The sequence below is a fragment of the Nocardiopsis sp. NPDC055551 genome (assembly GCF_053619415.1).
In genome coordinates, this window is the sequence record NZ_JBSHJJ010000007.1 from 290,633 (window position 1) to 301,559 (window position 10,927).

Here is a 10,927-nt window from a genome sequence, read left to right on the forward strand (position 1 = left end):
TGCGCGGACTCCTCCTGGACTCAGACGTCCTTGTGTTGCGATCCTCCGTCCGCCGTACGGCGGACGCTGGTGGTCGCGGGGGCGTGTTCTTCCCCGCCCGCCACGTCCCCTCGGGGGGTGACGTGGGTGGTGCACACACCGTCGCCGTGGGCGATGGTGGCCAATCTGCGCACCGGTGTGCCCAGCAGCCGCGCGAAGGCCTCGATCTCGGCCTCACAGAGTTGCGGGAACTCGGCGGCCACGTGCGCGACGGGGCAATGGTGTTGGCACAGCTGGTCACCGCCACCGGGTGCGGGCGCCTGGCCCGCGCTGGCGGCGTAACCGTCGTTGGAAAGTGCCTCGGCCAAGAGCCGGACCCGCTGTTCGGCGGGGACGGCGTCCAGCAGGGGCTTGTAGCGCCGTTCCAGGTCGGCGACCTGGCTGCGGGCGAACTCCCCGATGGCCTCGGGACCGGCGCTCTGCGCCAGGAAGCGCAGCGCGTTGGACGCGAGGTCGTCGTAGGCGTGAACGAAGGCGTCGCGTCCGGCTTCGTTGATGACGAAGACCCGGGCGGGGCGACCACGACGACGACGGCCCGGCGTGGGCCTGGCGTCGCGGGCTTCGATCATGCCCTCACTGGTGAGGTTGTCGAGGTGACGGCGAATGGCCGCCGGGGTCAAGCCGAGCCGTTCTCCCAGGTCGGAGGCGGTGATCGGCCCCTTCTCCAAGATGAGCCGGGCGACACGGGCGCGGGTTCCGTGATCGGGCCCGTTGAGGGGGCGGGGCACGCTGGACGCTTCGGACACGCGATTCCCCTCCCTCGGTCACAACCGGCTCTGTCATTAGACAACATCAGTGTGCCGTAAATAAGTCCACCTAGGCAAACCCGCCCCCATGCGCTTCGTCACGAAGGTCAGGCTTGCCTAATCTGGGATTTCGCGCCGACGCGACCCGTGTAGCCGATGCCCTCGTTCGTCGAGTTCGGCCATTCGCCTTGGATGGCAAGACGCCGATCCCACGATGCGGTCACACTCTCATTCGACATGGGATGGATCGGGCACCGTTGTCGCACAACGGAGTGATCGATTCTTAGCGGCGCAGACCCCGGCTTCAGCCGTGGGGTTAGACGCTCTCCGTATCCGGTAGGCTACTTTTCGTCCACGATAACCAAGTGGACACTCGCCGCAGGGCATGCGGTGCCAGCCTGTGGAGACCTCGGGGTTGCCCGGTCTGTGAAGCAGGAACCAGCTACGGCCGCGAGGCGCGTAGCACCACCCGGCCGTCAGGTCGGGTCGGAATCCCCCGGCTTCAGCCGTGGGGAGGAAGTCAATATGCACCATCGTTCCCTTCCGACACCGCGTGTACCCCCGCCCTCCGGCTCCGGGCGGGGTGGTGAGGCCCCATCACGGAGCGCACGTAAACTCAGGCCCCATGGACACAGCCGCCCTCGAAGTCGTCGACCTGGTGAAGCGCTACGGCTCCACCAAGGCCGTCACGGGCCTCTCGTTCACCGCGCGTCCGGGCGCGGTGACCGCCCTGCTCGGCCCCAACGGAGCGGGCAAGACCAGCACCATCGAGATCTGCGAGGGTTTTCGCCGCGCGGACGGTGGGAGCGTGCGCGTACTGGGTCTGGACCCGATCGGCGACGCCGCCGAGCTCAAGCCCCGGGTCGGTGTGATGCCCCAGTCCGGTGGCGTGCCCACCGGTGCCCGCGCCGGTGAGTGGCTACGCCTCATGGCCTCCTTCCACGCCAGCCCCATCGATCCCGAGCTGCTCCTGGAACGGTTGGGTCTGACCTCGGCCGGCCGCACCCCCTTCCGCCGCCTGTCCGGCGGACAGCAGCAACGCCTGTCCCTGGCCTGCGCCGTCGTGGGTCGCCCCGAGATCGTCTTCCTCGACGAGCCCACCGCCGGGTTGGATCCCCAGGCCCGCATGGCCACCTGGGACCTGGTGTCGGCGCTGCGCACCGCGGGCGTCGCGGTCATCCTCACCACCCACCACATGGAGGAGGCCGAGCGCCTCTCCGACCACGTCGTCATCATCGACCACGGCGCGGTGGTCGTCGAGGGCACACCGGAGGAACTCACCGGCCGCCGCCGCGACGTGCGTTTCTCCACCGAGGCCCCCATCGACGTCGACGCCCTGCGCGCCGCCCTGCCCGAGGGCGGGACCGTTTCCACCACGCTCGCGGGCGGCCGACACGAACACACCGTCACCGCCGACGACCCCGATGACCTGGGCCCGGAGTTCCTCGCCACGGTGACCGCCTGGTGCGCCTCGGCCGGCGTCCTCGCCGAGGACCTGCGCGTACGACGGCGTACCCTCGAAGACGTCTTCCTCGAAACCACCGGCCGGGAACTGCGCGACTGATGATGACCGAGCACACCTTTGGCGCGACCGTCGCCGACTCAGACACACCGACCCTCTCGGGCGATCCCGGGCTGTTCACTCCGGCGCCGGGTGCCGCGCCCATGTGGCGCATGGTCGCCGCCCAAGCCCGGATGGAACTGCGCGTGATGCTGCGCCATGGCGAGCAGTTCCTGCTCACCATGGTGATCCCCGTGCTGTTGCTGGTCGGTTTCAGCCTGGTCAACGTGTTGGACGTGGGCGAAGGCGCCCGGGTGGACGCCCTCACCCCCGGCATCCTGGCCCTGGCGATCATGTCCACCTCGTTCACCGGGCTGGCCATCGGCACCGGTTTTGAACGGCGATACGGCGTGCTCAAGCGACTGGGCGCGACCCCGTTGTCCCGGTTCGGGCTGCTGGCCGCCAAGACGCTGGCCGTATTGGCCGTGCAGACCATCCAGATCACCATCCTGTGCGTGGTCGCGGTCCTGCTGGGCTGGAACCCCACGTTGAGCCCGACCGGTGTGCTCGCCGCCCTGGTCCTGGTCCTGTCGGCCACCGCGGCGTTCAGCTCACTGGCGTTGCTGATGGCGGGAACCCTGCGCGCCGAGGCGACCCTGGCCGGCGCCAACCTGGTGTACGTGCTCCTGCTGGGTCTGGGCGGTGTACTCTTCCCCACCAGCAACTTCCCCGCCCCGATGGAGCAGGCGGTCTCGGTGCTGCCGATCACCGCGCTCGCCTCGGGGTTGCGCGAGTCGCTCGCGCACGGTGCGCCGCCGGCCGCGGGCACCTTCCTGGTCCTGGTCGCGTGGAGCCTGGTGTGCGGCCTGTTGGCCTCGCGTCTGTTCCGCTGGGAGTGACCCCGGGCCCGGGGCCCGGAGCGGGGGTCGCTCGGTCGTAGGCTGTCGGCCATGACGATCGACATCGACGCCGTGACCAAGATCCTCCGCGAGGCCGCGCAGGAGTCGATCCTGCCGCGCTTTCGGTCCCTGGGCCGGAACGAGGTGACCGAGAAGGCCCCCGGCGAGATCGTCACCGTGGCCGACCGTGAGTCCGAGGCCGCCATCACCCGCAGGCTCCGCGAGCTCCTGGACGTTCCGGTCGTGGGCGAGGAGGCCGCCTCCACCGACCCGAAACTGCTCCGGGCCCTGACCGACGAACCGGCGGCGTGGCTGGTCGACCCGTTGGACGGCACCCGCAACTTCGTGCGCGGCTCGGAGGACTTCGCGGTGATGGCCGCGTTGGTCCGCGAGGGCCGGGCCGTGGCCTCGTGGATCCTGCGCCCGACCCAGGACCGTGTGTACACGGCCGAACTCGGATCGGGAGCCTGGTGTGACGGGCGTCGGCTGCGTCGAGAGCCCGCGCCGGCCGATCCGGCGCAAATGCGCGGAGCGGTGCAGTCCCGGTTCCTGTCCCCCAGCGCGCGAGAGCGCGTCGAGGCCGCCGTGGACCGGTTCGCCGAGGTGGGTCCGGGCGCCTCCTGCGCCGGGGTGGACTACCCCCGGTTGGCCGAGGGCGAGCTGGATTTCGTGCTCTACCACCGGACCCTGCCCTGGGACCACACCCCCGGTGGCCTGCTGATCACCGAGGCCGGTGGGGTCGCCCTCCGTCCCGAGGGCGACCCCTACCACCCCGGCGACGACCGGTTGGGCCTGTTGAACGCCGCCGACGAGGTCACCTGGCGGACCGTGCGCTCCCTGTTGCTGTCCTGATCCGGGGATCGGGGCCGGTCCGGGTCAGCCCAGGGGCGCCAGGCGCCATTGTTGGTGGGGGTGGCCACCGTCCTCTGCCGGGGCGGCGAGGGTGCCGTTGTCCGGTGCGCCGCCCTGCCCTTCGAGGGCCTTGCCCGAGGCCCGATTGACCAGGCGGACCACCCCGTCACCGGCCTCGACCACGGTCCAGTGCTGATTGGGCTCACCGGTGCGGGTGAGCAGGGTGGCCGCGGGCTCTGCCTCGGGGTCGGGTTCGGCGGGGAACTCCAACAGCTTGCCGCTTCCCACGCCGACGATCTCGTAGAAGTCGCCCTCGACAGGGACGAACCTCCACTGCTGGTTCTGTTCGTCGTGGCGGTCCCACAGGTGCACGTGGGACCCGTTGTCGGTGGAGCCGCCCGCGACGTCCAGGGCCCGTTCGCCGTTCACGTTCAACAGGGCGTAGGTGACCGCCGGGTCCAGACCGGCGGGGTGGGTCCTCTCCTCCGGCTCGGGGTCCTCTGAGGGTTCGGGCTCGGGGGCTCCGGAGGGTTCGACGAGGATCCCGGAGGTCACCGTCATCTCCTCGACCTGCGACGTGGTCTCGGCGAAGAACATCCCGCCGGTGTAGCCACCCACCACCACCGCCAACAGCAAGGCCAGCGCCCCGGCCACCATCGGCCACCGAGGCAGGCCGTCGGGGGCGGTGCGGGTGCGGGCTCTACGTCGGGAGCGGGACATCGTGGGACTCTCCAGCGGGGACGGGGTCATCCGGGAACGGACCGAACCATTTCACACCATGCCGGTCGTGTCTCGAACCTCCCCGATAGGGTTCCCGACATGGAGAGCATCGGCGTGCCCTGGTTCATCGTGGTCCGTTATCTGGGCCCGCCCCTGTTCCTCGTGCTGGTGGGGGGTGCCCTCCTGTGGTGGCGACGTCCGCCCCGGGCCGGGTTGGCGTGGACCGCCCTGGTCGTGAACCTGTTCGCGGCGGCGCTGCCGTTCCTGTGGATCGGCGTGCAGTTGCTCACCGGAGAGGGCGACCTGACGGTGATCGGTCTGGTGATGACGCTCCTGCAACCCGCGGTGGTGGTCATCGCGTGGTCGCTGCTGTTGCTGGCCTTCGTCTGGAGTCCGCGCGAACGCTCGGACGCGACCGAGGTCGAGGGGGCTGAGGGGGCCGAGGCGGCGGGCCGCACCCCGCAAAACGTAGGATGATTCATCATGAGCACCAGTACGTCCCGCCTCTCCCCCGGCGCGGTACTCGACTCGATGCCACCGGTGTGGTTGATCCTGATCGGCATCGTCTCCGTGCAGACCGGCGCCGGTCTCGCCAAGAACCTCTTCGAGGCGTTGCCGCCCGCCGCGGTGGTCTGGCTGCGTCTGCTCACCTCCGCGGTCGTCCTGGTGGTCCTGGCGCGTCCGGTGCTGCGGGCCCGGAGCCGCACCGACTGGATGGTGGTGATCGGCTACGGGGTGGCGCTGGCCGGCATGAACTTCCTCATCTACCAGGCCTTCGCCCGCATTCCATTGGGCATCGCGGTCACCATCGAATACCTGGGCCCGCTGAGCATCGCGATCCTGGGCTCACGTCGACGCGTCGACCTTCTGTGGGCCGGCTTGGCCGGGCTCGGCGTGGCGGCCCTGGGCGTGGAGTTCGGATCGCTCGACCCGCTGGGCGTGCTCTTCGCGGTACTGGCCGCGGTCGCCTGGGCCGGCTACATCCTGCTGAGCGCGGCGACGGGTCAGCGGTTCAGCGGCGCCTCCGGACTGGCCATCGGCAGTGTGGTGGGGGTCATCGTCCTGGCTCCGGCGGGGATCGCCGAGGGCGGCGCCGCGCTACTCGACTGGCGGCTGCTGCTGTTCGGACTGGCCGTGGGCGTGCTCTCCTCCGTGGTCCCCTACACGCTGGAGCTGAACGCGCTGCGTCGGATTCCGCCACGGGTGTTCGGGGTGCTGATGAGCCTGCAACCGGCGGCCGCCGCCCTGGTGGGGTTGGTCCTGCTCGGTGAACTGCTGAGCGTGTGGCAGTGGCTGGCGGTGGTCTGTGTGATCGTGGCCAGCGCCGGTTCGACCCGCACCTCCTCTCCTTCGAGCTCCTGACCCCGTCGACGCGTCTTTGCTTCCTCTCCGGAACAGCAAGACGACACAAAAAATAGACACAGAGAGTTTCCATGCATGCACTACGGGCTATCAGGGCTGGTGGGCAGCGCGCCCAAGCCGTTGTAGTCGTTCGAAAGGCAAGCAATGCGAACCATGACCAAGTGTGCGATCGCCGCTCTGTTCACCGCGGGTCTGCTCGGAGCGGGCGCCGGAGCCGCGACCGCCGGCGTCCACTCCGAGTCCGAGGTCTACCAGGCGTGCATCAAGGAGCAGAGCACCCTGGGCCTGATCAACCTGAACCTCGACCTGCTGAACCAGTGCATCGCCAACTACAACGACTGATCCGGGTCGGATGACCCAGGGTCCCGGGGCTCGCCCCGGGACCCTTTCCATGCCATCCCGCCCCATCGATGCAGGTGGCACGGCTCTCCGGGGTCGTGTAAGCGCTGCCACGACGATGTACTACAGTCTGTCGTATGTCTGATTCCCCGGTCGCCGCGACGACGACCCTGCCCACCATGACCTCGCTCGCGGCGGACGAGCTGGAGGACATCGTCCTGCTGGGAGTCCCCCTCTGGGGCTGGCAGGTCGCCCTGGCCGTCTTGGGCGTACTCGCGCTCGTCTTCCTCGCCAGGAGCATCTGGGCCCCCACGCAGAGGTCGCTGCGCGCTTGGGCGCTGGGGAACATCGTCGTCAACGCCGGGATCGCCGTCACCGGCGCCACCGTCCGGGTGACCTCCTCTGGGCTGGGCTGCTCGGAGTGGCCCCGATGCACCCCCGACAGCTTCGTGCCGATCGACACCGGGCACGCGGCCTTCAACGCCGCCATCGAGTTCGGGAACCGCACCCTGACCTTCCTGGTACTGGCTGTCGGCGTCATCACCCTGATCGCCGTGCTGCGGTCGACCCCGCGCCGCCGTGACCTGGTCCGGCTGGCGACCATCATCCCGATCGGTGTCCTGGGTCAGGCCGTGGTCGGCGGGATCACCGTCTGGACCGACCTGCACCCGGCCTCGGTCGCCGCCCACTTCCTGCTGTCCATGGTGATGGTCTTCATCACCGTCGCGTTGTACGTGCGCTGCCAGGAGTCCGAGGGAACGCCCAAGGTCGTCGTGGGCCCGATGCTGCACACGGTGGCCATCGCCCTGGTCGTGGTCGGCTTCCTGCTGCTCATCGCCGGAACCGTCGTCACCGGCACCGGCCCGCACGGCGGCGACGCGGCCGCCCCACGTTGGGAGATGGACCTGCCCGCGGTCACCCGCGTGCACTCGGTCCTGGGCTGGCTGGCCCTGATGGGCAGCGCCGCCGCCGTCCTGCTCGCCTACCGGGGCGGCGCCGGTCGGCCCGCCCGTCTGAGCAGCGTGGCGCTGCTGGTGATCGTGCTGCTCCAGGGTGCCCTGGGCTACACCCAGTACGCCCTGGAACTGCCCGAGACCCTCGTGGTGCTGCACGTGCTCGGTTCGGCGCTGACCTGGGTGGCGATCGCACGACTGTACTTCGCCACCACCCGGCTGACCCCGGCGGAGGAGCGGATCAGTACCGAGGCGGGTACGGAGGCCGGCCCTGAGGCTGGCCATGACGGGGAACGTAGTCCTGCTGAGCCCGCGCCTGGGCGATGACGTGCGCGAAGTCCGCGCGTCGCATGAAACCCGAGTCCGTGGGGCGCTCCGCCCAGCCCGGGGTGACCGGCTGGGGTAGCCGCCCCAGGAAGGTGTCCCGGGCCACGTGCATCAGGGCCAGGAACGCGTCGCGGTTGACCTTCCAGTCCTTGCGGGCCACCCCCGCGTCCAGCTTCTGGTGCAGCAACGCGAGCTCCGTGGCGGCCAACTGGTAGTCCTTCATCGCCGTGCGCCCGCGGGCGCCGGCGTTGCGCGCCGCCCAATCCCTGGCCTGGCGTCGGCCCTGCATGGAACCGAGCATGGTGATGTCGGCGGGGGTCACCAGGCCGGTGGAGATGTAGGGCGGCAGGTAACGGGCGATCGCGGTGATCTGGTCGCGCCGGTCCTGGCGGGCGATGCCCAAGATGCCCAAGAGCACCACGAACAGCACCAGGTAGGCCACGCCCAGACCGCCCCACCCGAAGAGGGTCGCGCCGTTCCACATGCCGTGCAGCAGCACCGCCAGGACCCAGCCGGCGATGGGGGCGAGGAAGCGCGGTCCTCCGCTTCGCATGGCCGCGTAGGCGACACCGATACCGATCATCGCGGTGTAGAGCGGGTGGCCGAAGGGCGCGATGATCCCGCGGATGGCGAAGGTGGCGACCAGCGTGCCGTCGAAGAAGGCGCTGAGGAAGTACAGGATGTTCTCGGTGAACGCGAAGCCGGTGGCCACCATGCCCGCGTAGACCACGCCGTCGGTGAAGGCGTCGATCTCGTGGCGGCGTCGCCACAGCAGGATGAGCAGCACCAGACCCTTGGCGCTCTCCTCCACCACCGGGGCCACCAGCGAGGTGCCGAGGAAGTCGCCCAGGTCCGGTCCGAAGAACGGCACCATGAGGTAGGCGATGCCCCAGGTGTTGAGGAGGAAGGACGCCACGACCGCCACTCCGGCCCCCCACACGAAGGCGAAGAACAGCACCCACCCGGGTTCGGGTTCGATGCGGTCCAGCAGGAGGATGAGCGGGATGAGGATGGTGACCGGGACGATGGCCGCGACCAGGCTCACCGTGAAGCCGACCGCCCCGTCGATCCCCACGGCCGCACCCCCCGCCATGGCCAGGAGCCACAGGTAACCGAGCATGCCGATCATGCACACCACGCTGATGGTGATGCCCAGGATGAGCGTCATCGAGTAACGGGATCTGCGGCCCTGGAGAATGGCCTTGCTGTCGAGTCGGGGCATGAGCACAGATCGTAGCGCTTGCCACCGGCGACGCCGACTCCCCCTCCACCCTGCGGAGATCACCTCGGAGGGGCCGTCCGTGTACGACAGGATGGCAGTCCCACCCGACCCACCCGGAAAGGTCCCACCATGGCCCCGAACGACACCGCCCGGACCCGGCCCGTCAGCGCCTGGGAGTGGGTGCTGCGCGTGGCGGTCCTGTCCTCGCTGGCCGTGCTCCTGTGGGAGTTCGTCACCGCCGGCCAACTGATCACCTACAACCTGGACGCCCTGCCGTTCCACTACGCCGGGGCGCTCGCGGTGCACGTGACCACCGGCGCGCAACTGCTCGCCGCGGGCGCGCTGTGGTCCTCCCGAGGCCGGGGCCCCGGGACCGACCGCACGGTCCTCCTGCTCAGTCTGGGGGCGTTCGTGGTGGGCTTCCCGCAGGCGGCACTGGGCACCTACGGCCCCCTTCAAGCGCACGTCCCCCTGGCGTTGCTGCTGGTGACCCTGGTGGTGTGGTCGGCGGTGCTGATCTTGCGCCGTCGATCCGCCTGAGCCGCCCCGCGCCATCGACCCGCGCGACGGAAACGGCGCCCGTTCCTCGTTGGGAACGGGCGCCGTCGTCGTCTATCAGGTCGGCTTTCAGCCGAGCACGCCCGCCAGGAGCGGGTCGATGGTCACGGCCGAGAACAGCAGCGCCAGGTAGGCGTTGGACAGGTGGAAGAAGCCCATGGTCTTGAGCTTGGCACCGGTCACACCCGCCTTGGAGCGGCTCAGCAGTCGGTGGGCCTGGAACACCAGCAGGGCGCCCAGGATCAGCGCGACCGCGCCATAGAACCAGGTGGTGCCGGCCACCGGCCAGAAGGCGAGGGAGACGATGACGGTCGCCCAGCTGTAGAGCACCGACTCCAGCAGCACCCGGCGGTCACTGGCGACCACGGGCAGCATCGGTACCTTGGCGGCCGCGTAGTCCTCGCGGTAGCGCATGGCCAGGGTCCAGGTGTGCGGGGGTGTCCAGAAGAACACCACCAGGAACAGCACGAACGGCGCCCAGTCGAGGCTGTTGGTGACCGCGGCCCAACCGATGAGAACGGGCATGCAGCCGGCGATGCCGCCCCACACCACGTTCTGCGCGGTGCGCCGCTTGAGCAGCATCGAGTACACGAAGATGTAGAACCCGATCGCGAACAGCGACAGCACGGCGGACAGCACGTTGACGAACGCCAGGAACCCGACCGTGGAGCCGACCGCCAGGATCAGCCCGTAGACCAGGGCCCCCTTGGGGGTGACCAGGTCCATCGCGGCCGGACGCCGGCGGGTGCGACGCATCTCACGATCGATGTCGCGGTCGATGTAGCAGTTCATCGCGTTGGCGCTGGCCGCCGACATGGTGCCGAACAGCAGGGTGGCCACCGCGATCCACAACGGCGGCACACCACCGGCGGCCACGAACATCACCGGGATGGTGGTGATGAGCAGCAGCTCGATGACGCGGGGTTTGGAAAGCGCGACATAGGCGCGGACGTACTCGCCCAGGGAGGCCTTGCGGGGGACCTCCGGGGTGGACGATCCGACCTGAGGGGAACGGTTGGTAAGCGCCATCAGTACCGCGTCCCCACGGCCGAAAGCACTCCTGTCCCCCACGGGGCCGGCTCGGTTTCAGACACGCGGATACCTCGACAACTCTTCGGGAATTTCAACACTGCTCGCCACGCGGGGTCGAGCGGACCGACAAACCGTCAGGATCAGCGAAAACCCCGTCAACGACATACTGTAGTACTTCCTTGAACGGGCCGATGACCAACCCCCTGGGAACGAGGCCCCACCCGTCAGGTGACCTTCGCCCCATGACGAGCGGCCGCGGGGGTAAGGCGAGTGTAAGGAAGGTTCGCACACGCCTCACCATGCCACCAACGTGCCACGCTTCCGTTACCCATGGGTAAGAGGAGGTGTCGCCCAACGACACGTCTCGACACGGACGA

12 protein-coding genes are annotated in these 10,927 nt (G+C 69.4%); 8 read left to right on the forward strand and 4 right to left on the reverse strand.

The annotated features are described in order from the left end of the window. Window positions 1–20: 20 nt before the first annotated feature. Window positions 21–785, reverse strand: a complete 765-nt coding sequence (locus ACWGSK_RS15175) for a helix-turn-helix transcriptional regulator (protein WP_358513149.1) — start codon at window positions 783–785, stop codon at window positions 21–23. A 625-nt stretch (window positions 786–1,410) separates the two neighbouring features. Between ACWGSK_RS15175 and ACWGSK_RS15180 the strand changes: the two genes are divergently transcribed. The 3 genes from ACWGSK_RS15180 to ACWGSK_RS15190 are packed head-to-tail and all read left to right on the forward strand — an operon-like array spanning window position 1,411 to window position 4,037. After that, the gene (locus ACWGSK_RS15180; protein WP_452456055.1) at window positions 1,411–2,349 is read left to right on the forward strand and encodes an ABC transporter ATP-binding protein; all 939 of its coding nucleotides are present in this window, start codon (window positions 1,411–1,413) and stop codon (window positions 2,347–2,349) included. 2 nt (window positions 2,350–2,351) lie between these two features. After that, the gene (locus ACWGSK_RS15185) at window positions 2,352–3,185 is read left to right on the forward strand and encodes an ABC transporter permease (RefSeq protein WP_358513206.1); all 834 of its coding nucleotides are present in this window, start codon (window positions 2,352–2,354) and stop codon (window positions 3,183–3,185) included. 51 nt (window positions 3,186–3,236) lie between these two features. Continuing rightward, on the forward strand, window positions 3,237–4,037 hold the full coding sequence (locus ACWGSK_RS15190; protein ID WP_358513145.1) for an inositol monophosphatase family protein: 801 nt from the start codon (window positions 3,237–3,239) through the stop codon (window positions 4,035–4,037). Between the two features lie 24 nt (window positions 4,038–4,061). Here ACWGSK_RS15190 and ACWGSK_RS15195 read toward each other — a convergent pair whose 3' ends face one another. Beyond that, window positions 4,062–4,757 (reverse strand): RICIN domain-containing protein, encoded by a 696-nt coding sequence (locus ACWGSK_RS15195; protein ID WP_358513143.1) that lies wholly within the window; start codon window positions 4,755–4,757, stop codon window positions 4,062–4,064. Window positions 4,758–4,856: 99 nt separating this feature from the next. Between ACWGSK_RS15195 and ACWGSK_RS15200 the strand changes: the two genes are divergently transcribed. The 4 genes from ACWGSK_RS15200 to ACWGSK_RS15215 all read left to right on the forward strand — a co-directional run bounded on the left by ACWGSK_RS15200 (window position 4,857) and on the right by ACWGSK_RS15215 (window position 7,738). After that, on the forward strand, window positions 4,857–5,234 hold the full coding sequence (locus ACWGSK_RS15200) for a hypothetical protein (protein ID WP_358513141.1): 378 nt from the start codon (window positions 4,857–4,859) through the stop codon (window positions 5,232–5,234). A 6-nt stretch (window positions 5,235–5,240) separates the two neighbouring features. Beyond that, window positions 5,241–6,119, forward strand: a complete 879-nt coding sequence (locus ACWGSK_RS15205) for an EamA family transporter (protein WP_358513139.1) — start codon at window positions 5,241–5,243, stop codon at window positions 6,117–6,119. A 144-nt stretch (window positions 6,120–6,263) separates the two neighbouring features. Beyond that, a complete protein-coding gene (locus ACWGSK_RS15210) occupies window positions 6,264–6,461 on the forward strand; it encodes a hypothetical protein (protein ID WP_358513137.1) in 198 nt (65 codons plus the stop codon). A gap of 134 nt (window positions 6,462–6,595) precedes the next feature. Further along, window positions 6,596–7,738 carry a COX15/CtaA family protein gene (locus ACWGSK_RS15215; protein WP_358513135.1) on the forward strand — a complete coding sequence of 381 codons (1,143 nt, stop codon included), beginning with the start codon at window positions 6,596–6,598 and terminating at the stop codon, window positions 7,736–7,738. On the opposite strand, the gene ACWGSK_RS15220 is transcribed toward ACWGSK_RS15215, so the two are convergent. Further along, window positions 7,653–8,960 (reverse strand): PrsW family intramembrane metalloprotease, encoded by a 1,308-nt coding sequence (locus ACWGSK_RS15220; protein WP_358513133.1) that lies wholly within the window; start codon window positions 8,958–8,960, stop codon window positions 7,653–7,655. The two genes, ACWGSK_RS15215 and ACWGSK_RS15220, sit on opposite strands and share 86 nt — an antisense overlap. 129 nt (window positions 8,961–9,089) lie before the next feature. On the opposite strand from ACWGSK_RS15220, the gene ACWGSK_RS15225 reads away from it, so the two are divergent. After that, window positions 9,090–9,500: a hypothetical protein gene (locus ACWGSK_RS15225; RefSeq protein ID WP_358513131.1), complete on the forward strand. Its 411-nt coding sequence runs from the start codon at window positions 9,090–9,092 to the stop codon at window positions 9,498–9,500. Between the two features lie 87 nt (window positions 9,501–9,587). Here ACWGSK_RS15225 and ACWGSK_RS15230 read toward each other — a convergent pair whose 3' ends face one another. Beyond that, on the reverse strand, window positions 9,588–10,547 hold the full coding sequence (locus ACWGSK_RS15230) for a heme o synthase (RefSeq protein WP_452456056.1): 960 nt from the start codon (window positions 10,545–10,547) through the stop codon (window positions 9,588–9,590). Window positions 10,548–10,927: the final 380 nt, after the last annotated feature.